General features: G+C 44.9%; 16 protein-coding genes and 2 tRNA genes. 5 read left to right on the forward strand and 13 right to left on the reverse strand.

From position 1 onward, the window contains the following. Positions 1–9 precede the first annotated feature (9 nt). A complete protein-coding gene (locus HRI96_RS09675; protein ID WP_210117156.1) occupies positions 10–1,875 on the reverse strand; it encodes an IdeS/Mac family cysteine endopeptidase in 1,866 nt (621 codons plus the stop codon). A gap of 301 nt (positions 1,876–2,176) precedes the next feature. On the opposite strand from HRI96_RS09675, the gene HRI96_RS09680 reads away from it, so the two are divergent. Beyond that, positions 2,177–2,259 (forward strand) — tRNA-Leu (locus tag HRI96_RS09680). A gap of 1 nt (position 2,260) precedes the next feature. Here HRI96_RS09680 and HRI96_RS09685 read toward each other — a convergent pair. Further along, on the reverse strand, positions 2,261–3,856 hold the full coding sequence (locus HRI96_RS09685) for a YifB family Mg chelatase-like AAA ATPase (RefSeq protein ID WP_210117157.1): 1,596 nt from the start codon (positions 3,854–3,856) through the stop codon (positions 2,261–2,263). A 116-nt stretch (positions 3,857–3,972) separates the two neighbouring features. Beyond that, positions 3,973–4,833, reverse strand: a complete 861-nt coding sequence (locus HRI96_RS09690) for a PHP domain-containing protein (RefSeq protein WP_210117158.1) — start codon at positions 4,831–4,833, stop codon at positions 3,973–3,975. A gap of 200 nt (positions 4,834–5,033) precedes the next feature. Between HRI96_RS09690 and HRI96_RS09695 the strand changes: the two genes are divergently transcribed. Continuing rightward, positions 5,034–6,281 carry a Crp/Fnr family transcriptional regulator gene (locus HRI96_RS09695; RefSeq protein ID WP_210117159.1) on the forward strand — a complete coding sequence of 416 codons (1,248 nt, stop codon included), beginning with the start codon at positions 5,034–5,036 and terminating at the stop codon, positions 6,279–6,281. 62 nt (positions 6,282–6,343) lie between these two features. Beyond that, positions 6,344–6,416, forward strand: a tRNA-Thr gene (locus tag HRI96_RS09700). Between the two features lie 85 nt (positions 6,417–6,501). Here the strand turns inward: HRI96_RS09700 and HRI96_RS09705 are convergent. The 8 genes from HRI96_RS09705 to HRI96_RS09735 all read right to left on the reverse strand — a co-directional run bounded on the left by HRI96_RS09705 (position 6,502) and on the right by HRI96_RS09735 (position 12,904). Next, positions 6,502–7,035 carry a ZIP family metal transporter gene (locus HRI96_RS09705; protein WP_256729215.1) on the reverse strand — a complete coding sequence of 178 codons (534 nt, stop codon included), beginning with the start codon at positions 7,033–7,035 and terminating at the stop codon, positions 6,502–6,504. 8 nt (positions 7,036–7,043) lie between these two features. After that, positions 7,044–7,277, reverse strand: a complete 234-nt coding sequence (locus HRI96_RS11790) for a ZIP family metal transporter (protein ID WP_256729216.1) — start codon at positions 7,275–7,277, stop codon at positions 7,044–7,046. 3 nt (positions 7,278–7,280) lie between these two features. Beyond that, a complete protein-coding gene (gene fabZ / locus HRI96_RS09710) occupies positions 7,281–7,712 on the reverse strand; it encodes a 3-hydroxyacyl-ACP dehydratase FabZ (RefSeq protein WP_210117160.1) in 432 nt (143 codons plus the stop codon). Between the two features lie 18 nt (positions 7,713–7,730). Then, positions 7,731–8,984 carry a beta-ketoacyl-ACP synthase II gene (gene fabF / locus HRI96_RS09715; RefSeq protein WP_210117161.1) on the reverse strand — a complete coding sequence of 418 codons (1,254 nt, stop codon included), beginning with the start codon at positions 8,982–8,984 and terminating at the stop codon, positions 7,731–7,733. 192 nt (positions 8,985–9,176) lie between these two features. Further along, the gene (gene fabG / locus HRI96_RS09720) at positions 9,177–9,923 is read right to left on the reverse strand and encodes a 3-oxoacyl-ACP reductase FabG (protein ID WP_210117162.1); all 747 of its coding nucleotides are present in this window, start codon (positions 9,921–9,923) and stop codon (positions 9,177–9,179) included. 23 nt (positions 9,924–9,946) lie between these two features. Next, complete coding sequence (locus tag HRI96_RS09725; RefSeq protein WP_210117163.1) at positions 9,947–10,903, reverse strand: ACP S-malonyltransferase; 957 nt, start codon at positions 10,901–10,903, stop codon at positions 9,947–9,949. A gap of 372 nt (positions 10,904–11,275) precedes the next feature. Then, the gene (locus tag HRI96_RS09730; protein WP_210117164.1) at positions 11,276–12,247 is read right to left on the reverse strand and encodes a hypothetical protein; all 972 of its coding nucleotides are present in this window, start codon (positions 12,245–12,247) and stop codon (positions 11,276–11,278) included. Positions 12,248–12,322: 75 nt separating this feature from the next. Beyond that, on the reverse strand, positions 12,323–12,904 hold the full coding sequence (locus HRI96_RS09735; protein ID WP_210117165.1) for a type IV toxin-antitoxin system AbiEi family antitoxin domain-containing protein: 582 nt from the start codon (positions 12,902–12,904) through the stop codon (positions 12,323–12,325). A gap of 347 nt (positions 12,905–13,251) precedes the next feature. Here HRI96_RS09735 and adhE point away from each other — a divergent pair, with 347 nt between their 5' ends. Together adhE and HRI96_RS09745 are read left to right on the forward strand one after the other, a co-directional pair. Further along, the gene (gene adhE / locus HRI96_RS09740; RefSeq protein ID WP_210117166.1) at positions 13,252–15,861 is read left to right on the forward strand and encodes a bifunctional acetaldehyde-CoA/alcohol dehydrogenase; all 2,610 of its coding nucleotides are present in this window, start codon (positions 13,252–13,254) and stop codon (positions 15,859–15,861) included. Between the two features lie 82 nt (positions 15,862–15,943). Next, a complete protein-coding gene (locus HRI96_RS09745; RefSeq protein WP_210117167.1) occupies positions 15,944–16,693 on the forward strand; it encodes a phosphotransferase family protein in 750 nt (249 codons plus the stop codon). A gap of 146 nt (positions 16,694–16,839) precedes the next feature. Here HRI96_RS09745 and HRI96_RS09750 read toward each other — a convergent pair whose 3' ends face one another. Beyond that, positions 16,840–18,117, reverse strand: a complete 1,278-nt coding sequence (locus HRI96_RS09750; RefSeq protein WP_210117168.1) for an O-acetylhomoserine aminocarboxypropyltransferase/cysteine synthase family protein — start codon at positions 18,115–18,117, stop codon at positions 16,840–16,842. 222 nt (positions 18,118–18,339) lie between these two features. Then, on the reverse strand, positions 18,340–19,653 hold the full coding sequence (locus tag HRI96_RS09755; protein ID WP_210117169.1) for an ATP-binding protein: 1,314 nt from the start codon (positions 19,651–19,653) through the stop codon (positions 18,340–18,342). Positions 19,654–19,871 lie beyond the last annotated feature (218 nt).

Here is a 19,871-nt window from a genome sequence, read left to right on the forward strand (position 1 = left end):
AAAAGCTGCTTAGGGGTGTGCGTCAAACCAATCCTGCCACAGCTCTTCGCCTTTGTCTAGGGTAATTACTTCACCAACATACCTATTAGTAGCGAAATCATTGTTTGGATAGTTAAAAATGTAAGGGCGACCATCTCTATAGTAGATTCCGTAAGGGAATATCCTGTTTTCCGTATGATTATTGTCAACAACATAGATTGCAATAATATTTTCTTCTTCATCAAAGACTGCTCCCCAAAGCGTTATTCCATGAGCATAATCTTTTCCTCCATTTGTACCCCGCATATGTAGACCGATTGCTTTTTTGGAATTAAGTGCTTCGGTTATTGCCGTTTCAAACTCAACTTTGCTCTTAATAATTTTATCTTCAATAGGAGTTTTATCTATGTTAAACACATCTTTGAATAAAGCAGGTCCTTCATATGTGGGGGTGCTGGGGTGTGATGCACTTGTATTACCGTAGAGATACCATGCAAGTCCGCTCATAACATATCCCCCCTGCTGTCCGTTGGTTGCCTTTGTCCTAAAAGTTTTTGCTATATAACTTTTCTCCGGTTCTTGACTATCGGGAGAATTTCGTTTATAAAAATGTTGATACTTATCTTTTTCAGCACCTGTTATATTTTTCTTTGTTATGTAATTGTCTATGTTTTCTTTATTCTGTAAAAACCACCAATGCAGCATATTCGAAGCGGTTTTAGCCCAGCATTGGTTACTATCGCCGCCGTCAGTAGCAGGTATGTTTAGATAAAATATTTTTCTATTGTTGAACCATTTCGTATTATCACCTTCATACCAGAAGAAAATTTTATCGTCATCCCAATAAAATTTTTTAGCTTGACCGACATGAGGAACCGGAATTGCTGTCTTTTCATCCGGAGATGGAGCATCGATGCCATCAACCCATTGTATTCTTACAGTCGGGCTTTTGTTCTCTTCCTGAACTACTTTTACTTCGAGTTTTTTCCCATCGGCATTTTTGATCTCTTTATTGAATTCATCCTTGAAGTTAATATAGGCAGTTCGCTTCCATACAGTTTTATTTTGAGTAGCTTTTAGATGTATGGTATCTTTTTCTGTACTTGTAGTGGTGTCTGTACTAACAACGCTCAGCCAACCACTCTCTTCTCCAATAATTGTAGGCGTATACGAAAGCTTGCCGTTGAGTGTTTTTATTTCAAGATTCAGATCTGATTCGCTGCTTTCACTCGTCATTTCTTCTGTTATCAGTTCAATTGAGGGTCTTTGTTTTATGGCGATAGTAACAGTCGCTATGATTTCGGGATCGCTTTGCGACCTTACGGTTATGGTAACAGTTCCTTCCGATTGAGCGGTTACTGTACCGTCGTCAGCAACATGTGCGTTATTGTTGTCTGCGGTGTAGGTAAGCTCTTTATTCGTTGCGTCATTAGGATGTACTTTCGTTTTGAGTTTATAGGTTTCACCAATAACCAAAGATTCCGGTGCAGATTCCTCAAACACAATGCTTGTAACCGGCACCTGAGTCGCCGTAACAGTTAGGTTTACCGTTTTTGAAATACCGTCCGCTGCTCTTATGGTAATAACCGCATTGCCGACCTTTTTTACCGTAATTTTTCCCTCATCGGTTATGGAAGCTACTTCTTGATTATCCAATGAAAAGGTAAGCTTTTTATTCGATGCATTTTTAGGTACAACGTGTGCTTCCAGTTGACGCTCGGTACTTTTTGGCAACGAAATAAGAGTTTCCTCTGGTACAAGAGAAATCCCCGTAACGGGAATATGGTTATCGGTTGGGCTGTCGTCTAACGATGCGTCAAGTTTGCAGGATGATACGGATAATACGGAAAAGGCAAATAAAAACGCAGATAAAAAAGCCCAATGAATTTTCGGCATAATAATCCTCCAAATCATAGGTTTATTTTTAAACATATTTTTAGATACGTTATACTAACATAAATGAACTATAGTGGCAAGAGCACGCAAATCGAAAGATTTGCGTGCGTGTCCGATAAAAGAAAAACGCCGGAGCATTTTTCTTCTCCAGACTTATCAGAGCGATTTCGAGCCACGCAGAAATCGAGCACGTGTCCTGCGCGGTGCGTCCGTGTGCTGCAGGGCGGCGGCCGGTCTGAACATAAGTCTAAAAGCATGCGGCTTGTCAAAATCTGAAATTTTTGTTATATTTTTTATACTCGCCGGCGTGGTGGAATGGTAGACACGAAGGACTCAAAATCCTTTGTCAGCAATGATGTAAGAGTTCAAGTCTCTTCGCCGGTAATCACACAAAATCTATCCCTCCCGAATTTTTTCTGTATTCCACGGCTTCCTTTATATGCTCCGTTTTAATATCTTCGCTTCCTTCCAGATCGGCGACAGTCCGCGAAAGTTTTAAACAGGAAGCCGACGCCCGCGGGGAAAACCCGTATCTTTTTGAAGCCGCGTCAAGAAAGTTTTCGGCATCGGCCGACAATCTGCAAAAAGTCGATATTTCGTCGGTATTCAGTCTAGCGTTTCTTTTTCCCTGTCTCTTCCGCTGTATTTTTACCGCCAGGGCAACGCCTTTTCTGAGTTCTTCCGTAGAAAATTTTTCGGCAGTAGAGGGAATATCGGTGCGGATACGCATGTCTATGCGATCGAGCAAGGGACCTGAAAACCGCTTCCAATACAGTTCGATTGAATGCGTGCTGCATAAGCAAATTTTGTTTTTAGAACCGAAATTTCCACAGGGACACGGGTTTGCCGCCATGAGAAGCTGAAACGAAGCCGGATAAACCGAAGATCGCCCGGCGCGGCTTAGGGTTACGTATCCGCTTTCAAGCGGAACTCTCAGCATCTGGAGCACGGAGGTTTTGAATTCCGGCGCTTCGTCCAAAAATAAGACGCCGTTGTGCGCCAAAGAGATTTCTCCGGGTTTACAAGCCGGCCCTCCTCCGCAAAGGCCTTCGATGCTGGCGGTTTGATGCGGCATTCTAAAAGGCGGAAGGCGTACGCGTGATTTTTCAACCGGGAGAATTCCCGCCAAAGAATAAATCCTTGTGACGGGACGCGATTCTTCGCCGGTCAAAAGCGGAAGCAAAGCCGGAAATTTTTGCAGCGCCATCGATTTTCCGCAGCCGGGAGGCCCGAATACCAAAAGATTATGGAAGCCGGCCGCCGCAATCTGTAAGCCGCGGATTAAAAACGGCTGCCCCGCGACATCCGAAAATTCAAAACCGGCCGTAACCTTAGAAAAAGCGATTCCGCCTATTTCTACAAAATCGTCTTCAAAAAGAATCTCTCCGCCGGCCGAATCCGAAGATTCTTTAAAAGCGGAAGTATCTTCCAAAGCGAAAAACGCTTCTTTTAGAGTCGCAGCGGAAAACACGCGCATTCCGCACACTTCTTGCGCTTCGCTTGAGTTTACGGCGGGAACTATGCAATATCTTATTCCGGCCGAAGCCGCGGTTTCCGCAGCGGCATGTATTCCGCGGACGGGACGCACATTCCCGCAAAGCTCAAGTTCCCCCATAACGAGAATCGATTTTTCACCGCCGTAATCCCCGTAGCCGCCGTAGTCCGCATTGTTTTCGGGTAAAAAGCGTTTCGGCTTATCATCCTTTTGCTTTTTAGCCTGCAATACGGCCAAAGCTATCGCCAGATCAAAACCGGCTCCTTCTTTTTTTAAATCTGCGGGAGATAAACTTATTAAAACCCTTTCCTGCGGAAAGTCAAAACCCGCGTTGCAGATTGCCGAGCGCATGCGCTCCCGCGATTCCCTTACGGCTCCGTCCGCAAGTCCGACCAAATCTACGGAAGGAATGCCGCGCCGTAAGTCGACTTCAACTGAAACTAAAGCGCCTTCATAACCGAACGGAGAAAACGAAAAGATCCTCATTTAACCCTCTGATTATAAAATGCGCGCGTTTTATAAAATTCTGCAAAAGGATCCTTTCAAAAAGAGCGCCGAATCCCATATCGGATTTGCTCGTTCCGTGTTCCAGCCGGCTCCGGTCAAAAAGTTTCCGTAAAATTCTTTAAATGAGGGCGAAGTTCTTCTGTCCAAAAACGATCTTCTATAGCTTTTCCGCCTGAAGTATGCCCGAGCCTGCGTTCGGCCCTGACTTTTTCACCATGGAAATCGCTTCCGGCCGTTACAAAAAAACCTATTTTACGGGCAATAGCTTCAAGACGCTCAGCATCGACAACGCGCACGCCCGGATGCCACGCTTCAAGCCCCTGAACGCCGCTGTCGTAAATGCCGCGAAGCGTATTTTCAAGTTTTCCCCACGAGATATAGAGGGAAAGCGGATGAGCGATGACGGGAACGCCCGAAGCGTCGAGGATAGCCTCTACCGCCTCTTGAAGGCCGGCGCCTTTGCGCGGTATGTACCAGGGGCGGCCGCGCGCAAAATATTTGTCAAACGCTTCCTGGCGGGTCTTTACTATCTTTTTTAAAACAAGAAAGTCGGCAAAATGCGGCCGCCCCACAGTCTGCCCGGCAAATAATTCTTCCATTTCGTCCATAGTAATATCGACGCCGCCATCTCTCATTTTTTGCACGATAAGCAAATTTCTTCGCTTGCGTTCATCTTGTAGATATGAAATGATGCTCGACAGTTTTTTTGAACCGGGCATGATTCCAAGTCCCAGCAGATGGAATTCTCCGGTAGGCCACTCGATTTGAAGTTCGGTTCCGGGAATAAAAACGATACCGGCTTTTTTTGCCGCCTCGGAAGCTTCTTCATGGCCGGCTACGGTATCGTGATCGGTAAGAGCTAAAACGCGGACTCCCTCGGACAGGGCTTTCTGAATCAATTCGGAAGGACTGTACTGTCCGTCCGACGCAGTAGAATGAGAATGCAGATCTATCATAAAAATAGAATAGCACAAATACATTTTTTGTGATATTCTATAATTATAAGCCGTATAGCATACGAACATACGGGAGTCTCTAAAAACTCAAACGGTTTTCAGAAGAACGCAGTATATCAAAACTACGAAAACAGAAACTATATTAAGGATTTTTCAGAAAAACCTGTTATAATTTTTGTTAGACGGATGGACGCAGAAAAATGCCAAAAGCGGTAAAATACACAAAAGGTTCGATCATTTACTTTTCCGGCGATAAGGACGACAGAGTATTCATACTTCAAAGCGGAATAGTCATTCTTACCACCCACGACATAGAATCAAATTCTCAAATTACCGAACAAGTTAAAACCGGAGAATTTTTCGGTGTAAAATCGGCCTTGGGGCATTTTCCCCGTGAGGAAACGGCGACCGTATTGACCGACAGCATAGTGATCACGATGAATGTAGCGGAATTTGAAACGCTTTTCAGCTCGAAAAAAGACGTTATAATAAAGATGCTGCGAGTCTTTTCACACCAGCTGCGGATGGTGCACAAAAAAATCGAATCCATACTGCACAACAGCGAAGAAATAAATCAGGCGTCGGGAATGCTTTCCGTCGCGAAGAGTTTTTACAACGACGAACAGTACCGATCCTGCTGCGACGTGTGCATAAAGCTGCTCACACGGTGCCCCAATTCCGAACTCAAAGAGACTGTAGCCAAATTATATGCCGACTCAAAACTGAGATATGACAAAACCACGGCGAGAAAGCACAGAACGCTTCCCGCTCAAAACGCAGCTCCGGCAAAGGGCGCCTTAAAACAATTTTCTCTACCGGCCTTTGAACGTTTTGCCAAAATGTTCGAGCCGGAGCAGGTAATTATTTCGGAATTTGAGCCGGGAGATTGCTTTTATCTTATACAGTCGGGCGAAGTACAGCTTGTAAAATGCGTAAACGGTGCAAAAAAGAACCTCGACATACTTAAACCCGGAGAATTTTTCGGCGAAATGGCTATCCTCGATAATTCGCCGCGTTCGGCAACCTGTGTGGCGATCAATCAAGTAGAACTGTTGGAATTCAATAAAGAGAATTTTCAATCGCTAATCGCCGGGAACCCTCAAATCGCGCTTATTCTTTTAAAACTTTTCTGTAAAAGGATATACGATCAAAAACGCCGCCTCAACATTCTTGTGATAAGCGATTTGCAGGCCAGAATCGCAGACGTATTTGTCATGTACGACGAAATGAATCCCGTTCAAAACACCGAAGACCGTTCGCGGAAATTCAACTTGACGATTGCGTCGGTAGCTCATTGGGCGGGACTTACGCCGGAAGTTGCAAGAGAAGAGATCAATAAATTCATTGAAAAACGCAAGCTCGAAGTCTTTGAAAATTATATGATAGTTTCAAACATAACCGACATGAAACGTATAGTCGACACAAAATCGGTTCAAAAAACAAATTAAAATCTTATGTGAAAAAAGGGCTTGACTTACGGCAGGTAAATTGATATGTTATCACTACTTAAGCCAACTTAGCTCACCCGGCAGAGCAGCTCATTCGTAATGAGCAGGTATTGTGTTCGAGTCACAAAGTTGGCTCTGGCTGCCTGATCTTTCAGGCGGCTTTTTTATTTTAAATACACAACGAAAAAGCAGATTCAAACCGCTTTAGGGCGCACAGTTTTTAACTCAGCGCGACGTCCAAAACCATCATAAGCGCAAAACCTACCGCAAATCCGATCGTACAGACGTCCGTCTTTTCGTCCCTCGTCGCTTCAGGTAAAAGCTCTTCCACTATGACATACATCATAGCCCCGGCGGCAAAGGCTAAAAAATACGGCAATGCGCTTGTAATTGACGCCGTTAAAAATATGGTAACCGCGGCCGCGACCGGTTCAACCGCACCCGACATAACGCCGTACAAAAAAGACTTAACTTTTTTATTTCCTTCGCTTCTGAGCGGCATTGAAATGATTGCGCCTTCGGGAAAATTCTGAATCGCAATTCCTATGGAAAGCGCAAACGCGGCGGTAAGCGAAATAGGAGTGTGACCGCTGAGCATTCCTGCAAAAACCACGCCCACTGCCATTCCTTCAGGAATGTTGTGCAGCGTTACGGCAAAAACCAGCATGGTCGTGCGGCTGAGTTTTGTTTTTGGGCCTTCGGGCTTATTTGCGGCGGCATGGATATGCGGCGTAACTCTGTCCAAAATGTACAAAAACGCAATTATGCGAACCCCGAAAGAGCTGGGATCCAGGCAGGAGTTCCCGCCGCCGCCGCCATTTCAATCGCGGGAATAAGAAGCGACCATATGGAAGCCGCATTCATAATTCCCGCAGCAAAACCCAAAAGCGAGCGCTGTAAAGTATCGTTCATGTCGCCTTTCATAAAAAAAACGCAGGCGGCGCCCAATACCGTACCGGCAAAGGGGAGCGTTAATCCCCAAAAAACGGCCGTCATCTATTAAACCGCTATTCCGACCAGACACATCCATTCGGCTTCGGCGCAAAGAGTTCCGCCGACAAAGGCCTTTCCGGATTGTTTTATCATGTTTTTGCTTACGCGCAAATTTTTTATTTCCATACGGACGATATCTCCCGGCCTGACCTGTTTACGGAATTTTACTTTATCCACCGTTCCCAAAAAGAACAAACTGCCTTCTTCAAATTTTCTCTGATAGCTCAAAGCGGCTCCGCCGGCCTGTGCCATGGATTCTACGAGTATCATACCCGGAACCACAGGATATTTCGGAAAATGTCCCCTAAAAAAGAAATCTTTTTCCGTAAATTTCCGTTTGCTTACGCTGCCTTCGTCGTCGCAGCTTATAATCTCGTCAACAAATAAAAACGGGCTGCGGTGAGGCAGTAATATTTCAATGTTTCTTGTTCCTGCCATTAGTTCTCCTAAAAAATTCTATTTCATTTTTTTGATAACGACTGCGCCGTTGTGTCCGCCGAACCCGAAGTTCGTGCTCATAGCGCAATCGATTTTCCCTTCATAGCCCTTGTTAGGGACGTAATCAAGATCGCAGCCGCCTTCCACATCCGGCTCGTCAAGATTAATAGTCGCAGGGAAAAATCCGTCTTCTATCGCTTTTACGCAAATCATAGCTTCAATAGCGCCTGTAGCCCCCAGGCAGTGTCCCGTCATGCTCTTTGTAGATGAAATTTTGAGCTTTTTTGCCTGCTCTTCACCGAAGGCAAGTTTTATCATCTTTGTTTCGGAAGGATCGTTTATGTGAGTCGACGTTCCGTGCGCGTTATAGTATTGAATGTCTTCAGGTTTTACGCCCGCGTCTTTCATTGCGGCAATCATACAGCGGGAACCGCAAATACCCGAAGGATCGGGGCTAGTAAGATGATAAGCGTCGCTTGAAGCGCCGTAACCCGCCAATTCCGCGTAGATTTTTGCTCCGCGTTTCTTTGCGTGCTCATATTCTTCAAGGATGAGTATAGCGCTTCCTTCGCCCATAACAAAGCCCTCTCGTTTTTTATCGAACGGGCGGCTGGCCTTTGTAGGATCGTCCGTAAATGATTTGGAAAGGGTTTGAAGCACGTCAAAGGCGACCATTGCGTAGCCGTTCACTGTGCTTTCGGCTCCGCCTGAAAGGCAAACGTCAAGGCGCCCCGCACGTATGAGATCCAAAGCGTCTCCTAATGCATCGCAGCCGCTGGCGCAGGCCGTCGCTACAGTGTGGGAAAGTCCGTGAATTCCGAACTGCATACAGATATTTCCTGCAGCTTCATTGGGAATGAGTTCGGGAATCGTCATGGGAGGAACTCTCTGGTGGTTCGATTCGTGGTAGCGGATACAGCCTTCTTCCGTAACTTCAAATCCGCCGATTCCTACGCCCAAAAACACGCCAGCATTGTCGAGAACTTCCTTGTTGTCAATAAGATTTGCATCTTCAAGCGCCATTCTTGCGGCGGCTACCGCATATTTTGTAAAGCGCGCCATCTTGCGGGCTTCTTTCGGATCCATGTATTTTGACGCGTCAAAATGTTTTATTTCGGCGGCATATTTAACGTTTATATCGCTCGTATCAAAGTGCGTAATCGGCGCAATGCCGCTCTTACCAGCTTTAATTCCCGCCCAAGTTTCTTCAACGGAATTTCCCAGCGGAGTTACAGCTCCCATTCCCGTAATAACAACTCTTCTCTGTGCCATAAAAATCTCCCAAATAAAAGCAAACAAGGAAACATCCGTTTCCGGTTCAACTTTATAATGCTATTTTTCTTTACCGCAGCTTTTGACTTTGGAGTAAAAGATACGGTTTATAAAACGGTTTGCAACGCAAACCCTTGCCGGCATGACGCCGTTTAAAACTTTGCCGGCGCTAAATTTTATTTTACGCGCAAATTAAGCGCCCAATCCTCCGTCAATTCCTATGACCTGTCCCGTAATATATGAAGACAAATCGCTTGCAAGGAATAAGACGGTATTTGCCACTTCTTCAACCGTACCGGCGCGGCGCATGGGAATATGTTTTACCCATGATTCGCGAATTTCCTCTTTTACGGCGCGCGTCATGTCGGTGTCGATAAAACCCGGAGCAACCGCATTTACGCGGACTTCGCGGCTTCCCGTTTCTTTACAAAGCGCCTTAGTATACCCTATGAGGGCCGCCTTGCTTGCGGAATAGTTCGTCTGGCCGCCTTCTCCGTGAACGCCTGAAATGCTTGACATATTTATTATCGAACCTGATTTTCTATGAATCATATCGTTGGAAACTATCTGCGTCGCAACGAATACTCCCGTAAGGTTTATATCGATAACTTTTTGCCAGTCTTCCATCTTCATGCGGAAAGAAAGGCCGTCTTTTGTAATTCCGGCGTTGTTTACAAGAACGTCAAACCCGCCGGATTCCTTTAATGCGGAAGAAACCACAGACGCCAATTCGCTGTGATTTCCTGCGTCCGCGCAAATTTCATGGAATTTTGTTCCGTGCTGCGCTGCAAAAGATTCAAGATCCGCTTTGGCGGCGGAAGGACGGGAACACAAGCCCCAAACTTCGGCTCCGTTTTCCATAAAAACTTCAACTATCTTTCGCCCTATTCCGCGGCTTGAGCCCGTTACAAGAGCTTTTTTATTTTTAAGCAGATCCATATATTCACCTCTAAAATTTTGATTTACAAAGAATTAATGTCAGCGGCGCTTCCGACGGGCAATGAAGGCCATTTTTCGCCGAAGGCGGTGTCGCGCCATAATCCGCTCAAAACCTTTCCGGGGCCTACTTCCAGAACAGCCCATTCGTTTGCCGTATCGCTTCCGATCATAGAACCTAAAACGGCTTCTTCGTCAGTCCATAAGACGGGATGCGTCAAATGAAGAACGGCGGACGCCTTTGCTTCGCTTCCTTTCGTCACTTTTTTTCCGGTAACATTGCTGAAAAGCGCGATCTTAGGATCGTTAAAAGCGACGTTCTCTATTGCCTTTTCAAATCCTTCGGCAGCCTTCTGCATGAGCGGGCTGTGAAAGGGTCCTGCAACCGCAAGGCGGATAAAACGGCGGGCGCCGGCTTCCTTGCATTTCGCCTCGGCCTGATCAAGGCCGCCGGCGGTAGCGGAAATGACCGTCTGTTTTTCGCTGTTCATGTTGGCGGCGTAAGCGCCTTCACAGCTTTTTGTGATTTCAATAACTTTTTTGGGTTCAAGACCTATGACGGCCGCCATGCCGGGAGCGTGGCCCTCGTTTGCGGCGGCTATTTCTTCGCATACGCCCTGCATAATTTTTCCGCGCTGCTGAACAACCTTGATCACGTCTTCAAATGAAAGAACTCCGGCCGTGTAAAGCGCCGGAAATTCGCCTAAACTGAAACCCATAGCGGAAGAAGGCTCGATGCCCTTGGATTTAAGCGCTGCAGCGACCGCAAGAGAGGCCGCCGTGATCGCAAGCTGGCTGCGATCAGTCCTGCTTAAAACGGAAGCATCGGTTTCCCATAGGAGTTTTGTGATATCTTCACCCGTGATCTCGGAAGCTTTATCAATACATTTGCGCGCTTCAGCGAAGGCCTCGCAAACATCTTTCACCATTCCGGGAGCCTGAGCGCCCTGCCCCGGAAATAAAAACGCATATTTTTTTGCCATAAAAACCTCGTCATAAAATAGACCGAATAAACCGGCTCCGTGTAAACGCCGCTTTTCTTCAAAAAGAGCTTAAGCGGCAAAACCATGCTTTTGCGAAAACTCACGGCTCATTCTAAACATAAAAGTCGATGAAACCGCCGAAGTTACCGAAATCGCAGGAGATGCCGGATTTATAAATGACATTTTATGTCAAAATGTCATTTATAAATTACTATAAGAATAACGAATTCTCAAAAATTGTCAAGTGAAATTAAAAATTCGGTTCAATTCCGAGGTTAGTAAACTCGGAATTTTTCGTTCTTCAGCGTGCCAACAGAATGGCGAATTTTGAAAACGGGATGCTCAAGGCGAGGTTCCGGTTGCGCGCCGCTTTTAAACGGCCGAAAGTTTTTTTGTGATGGATTCAAAAAAATCGAAACTCCACAAACCGAGCTGCTCCTGATCTTCGACAAAAGGCCTTAGACTTCCCTTTGCCTCGTGAAAATTTATCTTTTTAAAACGCAGTTCCAGCATAGCTTTAAGGTTTTCCAATGCAGCTTCCTTATCCACAGGATTTCCGCCGTTATGTTCATTATGTTCAAGACAGGAATTTAAATAATTCATATTTACCGAAACGGAATGCGAAACAAACCACACGTATTCATATACCGCGTGCCATAAAAAACGATCGCCTTCCGGCCGGCACAATATTGCATAGACGCTCCTTGCAAATAACGACGGAAGGTCAAGGACGCAAACCGAATACGGAGAAGGTAAAAGGACGTAGCGAACCTCATATGTCGCGCCGGAAGCTGGGCGTCCGTACACTTCAAAAAAAATTAAGATATTTTCATCGGGAGCCACGCCCGAAACCAAAGGTTCGTTCGGACTTATCTTTAATTTATATGAAAAATTTGCAGTTGGTGCCGAAATTGCTGGCAGCGAGGAAACTGCGGACACGACGTGCGGAATTTTCGGCGATGAGGAATCTACGGCTTTGGAGGCGACATCTTCAAGTGAAAAGCCGGGAAAGCCCCGACCGCGCAAAAAAGCCGTCTCTTGCTTTTCGGAAGTCATGGAAAAACCGTTTGCGTTGAGTTCCGAACGCACGACCGTAAGATAATACGGAAGACTTAAATCTATGTCAGGGTCTTTAAATAAAAAACTCATACTGCTTGTAAAAGAATCCAAACCGTAGAACGTCCTTAAAACACAACCGCCGCATAAAACGGCCTTAGAAAAAAAACCTGCCCGGCTCAATCCGCACAAGATAATTCCTTGAACGATCTCTTTTACGGCGTTTTTATATTCCATGGGATTTTTACAGCCGAAACTTTTTATCATTGAAGCTACGACGCTTGTCATTAAATTTTCCTCACAAAACCTAAACCTTTTCCGCACGAACCTTAAATAAAGGTGCGCGCCCACAATCGTTTTATTTCAGGCGCCTTCTAAAAATTGCAATAATAGCATGGTGTTTTTACGTCCGTAACGCGGCGCAAGAAAGCGTATGTCGTTATTTTTCAAAGACCGCAAAACCCTTTCTTCCATTCCAAGACAATCGAAAAGAAAACTTCGCAATTCAAACACGTTTTTTAAAGGTGGCGCTTTATAAAGAGTATCGCACAGAGCTTTTTCAGGCGACGCTATCTGCCAGCTGTAGCCGTTTTCAGTGAAAATACCCACGTCGTAAGGATATACGGCTTTAGGCACCGGCTGATATAAATAAAACCCGAAAGGAGTTTGAAATTCTTTTATCTTATTTTTTCCGAATACGGCTCCCGTAATTACGCTCACCCGCTCGTGAATAATATTATACCAATAAAGCGCATATTCAAACGAAAGATAAGAAGGACCGTAAACGGCCGATAAAAGCGCATAGGGAGGCGCCGAAGGATCCGTTTCAAACAATCCGCGTCTGATCTGTATGAGTTCGTTTTTCTTTATAAGCTGCGTAATCTTGGACTTGGGCGACTTATAGTCTTTAAGCTTATAAAGAACCGTTCGGCTGTCCATTATCATATCATAACCTCAGGCACAAATCTCCACGGCACAGTTTTAAACGCAAACGGCACATGATCGGCGCAGCACATTATCGGCGGCGTTTTCAGAGTGAAAGCGCACACATAATCGGCGCGTTTGCAAAGCGGTTCGAAGTTTTACGGAACCGCGATATTTCAGCGGTTGAAATTAAACATTTTTCTCCTATAAGTATAATATTATCATACTTTCAGGAGAATTTAAAATATTTTTTTACTTTTAAAACTTATAAAAATGCTTTTTTATTAACAACGAAACAAAAAAGTGATAGATATACGGCAAAGGCCTTTGCCGATGCGATAATCGGTCAAGAGAGGCAGGAGAAAAACATGGAACATATATTTGTAAATTCTGCTGAAAAACTGGAAGAAGAAATCGCGCGCGTCCGTGCCGCGCAAAAAAAGTATTCTTTATTTTCACAGGAACAGGTAGACGCCATATTTAAAGCCGCCGCATCGGCAGCAAACCAAATGCGCGTTCCGCTTGCGATGCAGGCTGTGGCAGAAACAGGCATGGGCGTTGTGGAAGACAAGGTTATCAAAAATCACTTCGCTTCCGAATACATATACAACGCGTATAAAAACACAAAAACCTGCGGGATAATCGAAGAAGACGACAGCTACGGCTTAAAAAAGATCGCCGAGCCCATAGGCGTAATCGCCGCAGTCATTCCTACTACAAATCCTACTTCAACTGCGATCTTTAAAACTCTCATATCGCTTAAAACCAGAAACGGCATTGTGATAAGCCCTCATCCCAGAGCGCAAAAATGTACGATCGCCGCAGCAAAGGTTGTTCTTGACGCGGCGGTAAAAGCGGGCGCGCCGGAAGGTATCATAAGCTGGATAGACGAGCCGTCGCTGGAACTCACAAACCTTATAATGAAGGAAGCAGATATTATCCTTGCGACCGGCGGACCGGGAATGGTGAAGTCCGCATATTCCAGCGGCAAACCCGCGCTCGGCGTAGGAGCCGGCAACACTCCTGCCATCATAGACGAATCGGCCGACATACTGCTCGCGGTCAATTCCATCATTCATTCCAAAACCTTCGATAACGGAATGATCTGCGCTTCCGAACAGTCCGTGATCGTGCATGAAAAAATATATGCAAAGGTGAAAAAGGAATTTGCCGACAGAGGCTGTTATTTCCTCGATCCTAAAGAAACGGATAAGGTTCGCAAAACCATTCTTGTGAACGGCGCCATCAATGCAAAAATAGTGGGACAAAAAGCTTTTACCATAGCCGAAATGGCGGGCATAAAGGTTCCGGAAGCAACAAAAATTCTTATAGGTGAAGTGGAAAGCGTCGATATTTCAGAAGAATTTGCGCATGAAAAACTTTCTCCGGTACTCGCTATGTACAAAGCGAAAAATTTTGCCGACGCGCTGAAAAAAGCCGAACACCTCATAGCCGACGGAGGCTACGGACACACTTCGTCTCTTTATGTAAACGCTTCTACCGAAAAAGAAAAGATTGCCGAATTTGAAAAAAAGATGTGTACCGGAAGAATCCTCATAAACACGCCTTCTTCTCAAGGGGGAATAGGAGACCTTTATAATTTCAAACTCACTCCTTCCCTAACCCTGGGCTGCGGTTCATGGGGAGGAAATTCCGTTTCGGAAAACGTAGGCGTAAAACATCTGTTAAACGTTAAAACCGTTGCAGAAAGGAGAGAAAACATGCTGTGGTTCCGCTGCCCCGAAAAAGTATACGTAAAGAGAGGCTGTCTGCCTGTGGCTCTCGACGAGATAAAGTCCGTAATGAACAAAAAACGCGCGTTTATAGTTACGGACGAATTTTTGTTTGCACACGGATATACGAAACCGATCACGGATAAACTCGATCAGATGGGAATAACGCACACCACGTTCTTTGAAGTACAGCCGGATCCTTCTCTTTCCGCCGCAAAAGCCGGAGCCGCCGCCATGACGGCTTTTAAACCGGACGTCATAATAGCGATGGGCGGCGGCTCCTCTATGGACGCTGGTAAGATAATGTGGGTGCTGTACGAGCATCCGGAAGCGGACTTTCAGGATATGGCGATGCGCTTTTGCGACATCAGAAAACGCATTTACACCTTTCCAAAAATGGGAGAAAAGGCATACTTTATCGCCGTTCCTACTTCGGCGGGAACAGGATCTGAAGTTACTCCGTTTGCCGTAATAACCGATGAAAAAACAAACGCGAAATACCCTCTTGCCGATTACGAACTCTTACCGAATATGGCAATAATTGACGCGGACATGATGAAAGACGGTCCTAAAGGTCTTACCGCCGCATCGGGAATCGACGCGGTTTCTCACAACCTTGAAGCGCTCGCTTCCGTAATGGCAACCGATTATACGGACGGGCTTGCGATGCGTTCTCTTAAAAATATCTTTGAATACCTGCCGAGAGCATACGACAAGGGCGCCCAAGACATGGTAGCGCGCGAAAAAATGGCGGACGCGGCGACGATGGCCGGTATGGCTTTTGCAAACGCGTTCCTCGGGATAAGTCATTCTTTGGCGCATAAACTGGGAGCGTTCCACCACGTAGTTCACGGAATTGCAAACTCCGTTCTTTTACCTGAGATAATCCGTTTTAATGCGGCCGAAACTCCTGTAAAAATGGGGACATTCCCGCAGTACGCCTATCCTCAGGCCGGACACCGCTATGCGGAAGTCGCTCAAATGCTCGGACTTAAAGGTAAAACCGACGAGGAAAAGGTGGAAGCCCTCATAGAAGCTGTAAAAGCTCTCAGCGCCAGAGTAGGCATTAAACCCACCATAAGAGACTATGTCCCGGATGAAAAAGCCTTCCTTGCGACTTTGGACGATATGGTTGTAGCCGCCTTTGACGATCAGTGTACCGGCGCCAATCCGCGGTATCCGCTTATGTCGGAAATCAAAGAAATTTATCTTAACTCCTATTACGGAAGAGACGGGAAAAAGTAAGAATATTGTCGGGGCGGCAGGCTTAATTTTTACAGACTTGCCGCCGTCGCTTACAACAAAATATTCAGTACGGAGGATCAATATGAATCTTAACACGGTCATTGCGTCACGAAGCGATAAAACTATTTACAGAGACGGAGATCTGGCGATAAAAATTTTTAACGAAACCTATTCGAAATCGGATATTTTAAACGAAGCTCTGAATAACGCGCGCGTAGAAGAGACCGGATTAAACATTCCGAAAATTGAAGAAGTTGCTAAAATCGACAATCGGTGGGCCATAATTTCAACCTTTATCGAAGGAAAAACTATGGCGCAGCTTATTGAAGAGAATCCCGAAAAAGAGCAGGACTATCTGAAAAGATTTGTCGACATACAAACGGAAATCCACAGCAAAAGATCGCCTCTGCTTAACAAGCTTCAAGACAAAATGTTCAGAAAAATCGCGGAAACGAATCTTGACGAAACCGTGAAGTACGATCTGCAGACGCGGCTTCAGGGTATGCCGAAGCATGTAAAGGTTTGCCACGGGGATTTTAATCCCAGCAATATAATAATCGCAAAAGGAGACGTTCCTTATATTTTGGACTGGTCTCATGCCACACAGGGCAACGCTTCCGCCGACGTAGCGCGAACATATCTTTTGTTCCGTCTTGCAGGTAAAGAAAAGGCTGCGGAATATTATATCGATCTGTTTTGCAAAAAGACAAATACCGAAAAAAAATACATCCAAAGCTGGATGCCGATCGTAGCCGCGTCTCAACTGGTAAAGAGCAAAGCGGAAGAACGCAAATTCCTGCTTAAATGGACGCAGGTTGTAGATTACGTATAAAGGCAAACGCTTCGGCAAATTTTAAACGGCTGACCGCCGCTGTAATATGCCCGAAATTCGCCTTGAGCACAATCTTATCTGCGTTAAGCCTACATTCCGCGTGCGTATAACGGCGCATGTGGAATAAAGCTTTCGCTTTGGGAAGCCTAGACTTTTTCCAATGCCTGTTTTATGTCGCAAATAATGTCGTCTACATTTTCAAGGCCGCAGCTGAAGCGAACCATGCCGCCGTCGATTCCGGCGGCGACAAGCTGTTCGTCCGTAAGCTGGCGATGAGTCGCGCTTGCAGGATGCAATACGCATGTCCTTATGTCAGCCACGTGAACTTCGTCCGAGGCAAGTTTAAGGGAATCCATAAAACGCATCGCAGCCTTGCGACCGCCCTTTATGCTAACGGTTATCACTCCGCTTGCTCCGAGGGATAGATATTTTTTTGCACTTTCATAGTACTTGTCGCCTCCAAGCATGGGGTATCTGACTTTTGCAATCTTATCGTGCCTTTGAAAGAATTCCGCAACCTGCAGAGCGTTCTTACAGTACCGTTCCATACGGATCGGCAAGGTTTCGATTCCCATATTGAGCAAAAAGGCGGAATGCGCCGCAGGATAACACCCGAAATCTCTCATGAGCTGCGTTCTTGCCTTTATTATGTAAGCGGCCTTGCCGAATTCTTTTACATACTCAAGTCCGTGATAGCTCGGATCGGGTTTGACAAGATCTTCAAAATAACCGGTCGCCTTGTTTGCGGCAACCCAGTCGAAATTTCCGCTGTCGACAATCGCTCCGCCGCCCTGAACCGCATGCCCGTCCAGATATTTTGTGGTCGAATGAACGACGATATCCGCGCCGAATTCGAACGGACGGCAGAGATACGGCGTGGCAAAGGTGTTGTCAACAATTAGAGGAACGTGTTTTTCATGCGCAGCCTTAGCCCACTTTTCAATATCAAAAACCGTAAGCGCAGGATTTGCGATGGTTTCGCCGAAAACGGCCTTTGTATTAGGTTTAAAAGACTTCAGTATTTCATCGTAAGAAGCGTCGACATCCACCCAGATACACTCTATTCCGAGTTTTTTAAGCGTAAAACCGAACAAATTTATGGTTCCGCCGTAGATTGACGCGCTCGCAATAAAACTGTCTCCGGCTGAACATAAATTTAAGATGGAAAGAAGGGAAGCCGCCTGCCCGCTTGAAGTAAGCATGGCGCCGACGCCGCCTTCCATGTCGGCAAGTTTTTTTTCAACGGCATCGCATGTGGGGTTTGCAAAGCGCGAATATATGTATTCTGTGGGTTTGTCAAAAAGATCTGCAACGTGATCGCAGGAATCAAAGCGATAAGTCGTGCTTTGCACAATGGGAACAACGCGAGGTTCGCCGTTTTTGGGAGCATATCCCGAATGCAGGCACTTAGTTTCAAATTTCATATTCTGTCTCCGGCTTTTAAACTTTATTATAACTGGAGTATATGCAAAAAATATTTTTTACACAATAAAGCGGCGGACACAACTGACGACAACAAGCGACACACAGCGGCGGCGCAAAAGCTGCGGCATGGAATCTGCCGCACAACAGCTGCGCGCAGATTTTGAAAAAACCGTCAGTTTAAGAAAAAATAGGACGTTGTTATTAAACCGCAATACTCGCCGCTACATGTTTTCCATGCTTAATCCGCTGAATTCTATAAAATACCCGGGAACGTTTGACTTAAAAACATTGCCTTTTTCTTCGAGCAATTTTAAATTTATTTTCTCAGCTTTACGCTTAACTTCATATATGCTGCAGGTCTTATTCAAATCATTAGCGGCAATAATATCAATTTCATTCTGTGATTTTCTGTCCCACCAGCCGCCAAGTAATGTAAGTTGAGTTTCCTCTTTAATTTTTTCAGTAAAATATTGCTCGAGCGTCTTTCCGGTAAAAGTCTCATAATCGCGTAAAATCACAGTTTTCAATACGTCATATTGTCCAAGTTCAACGAGATTCTGATTTGAATAAATGAACCGGAAATAGAATCTCAAATAACTGTCCGTAATCTGCCATCGAACATTGCGACTTTCAGCCTTTGAATATAAAGGTTTTATAGGTCGTATTACATCATAAACTTTATAAAGGTTGGAAAGATATGCGCCCGTATTTTTTTGAATTATAGAATCAATTTCATTTTGAGCTGTCATTCCGTTTGAAATAAGAGAAAGAATGGAAAAATAAATGCCGTAATCCTTGCCCATTTCATTTATTAGAACATCTTTGCCGTCAATTAAAAATGGAGAAGTAACTCCGGTGACATAATCAATCATTTTTTCTTTTGTAGTACTGCCGGAATCCATAAGCAGCATCATGTATTTTGCAACTCCGCCGCTGAGCATATAGAGGCACAATAAATCTTCATTATTAAAATCCGGATTATACGCTTTTAAAATTTCCTTACAAACAGAAGGGGTAAACGGCCTTAGATTGATTTTTGCAGTTGCCCGACCGAATAACGGCTCTTTTGAATCCTCAAAAATCTTAATCATCATGGAATACACGGAGCCGCACACAATTAAATTGATCTTAGAATTGTCCTTATTACTATCCCATATATTCTGCATCTCGCTGAAAAAAGCAGGATTAATAGATTTTAGATCCTGAAATTCATCAATAACCAAAATAAAATGACGCTGCGTTGAAAAGAGCATTATTTGTTCAAATAAATCGGCAAGCTTATAAATATTTCCGAATATTTTTAGTCCGATTTTTTCTTCCAGTTCCTTCTGCCACTGTCGGCATAAAAGACTTTCCGAATTTCTTGTGGTGAATAGATAGCAGCTTTTCTTTCTTTCAAGAAATTTTTTAAGCAATGCTGTTTTTCCTATCCGTCTGCGACCTGTCATTACTGTAAAAGCTGCTGAAGATGAGGAATTTCTCTCTATCTGTCCGAGCAAGGCTAATTCTTTCTTCCTATCATAAAATTTTGACATATTATTTTAACCACTGTTAACTTAATGACTATTATAATAATACAATATATCTTAGAGTATTACAATAACGATTTTCCTTAATTTGTTGAACCGGTAATCCCGAAGAATTCCTTGGATGAAAAATTAATCACGCCATTTTTTTTAGGAAACATACCATATGCCGCAAAGCCTTTAAAATGCGGAAATTTGCCGCGTAATTCACCGCGAAACTATCCGGT

Source organism: Treponema parvum (assembly GCF_017893945.1).
GTDB lineage: Bacteria > Spirochaetota > Spirochaetia > Treponematales > Treponemataceae > Treponema_D > Treponema_D parvum_A.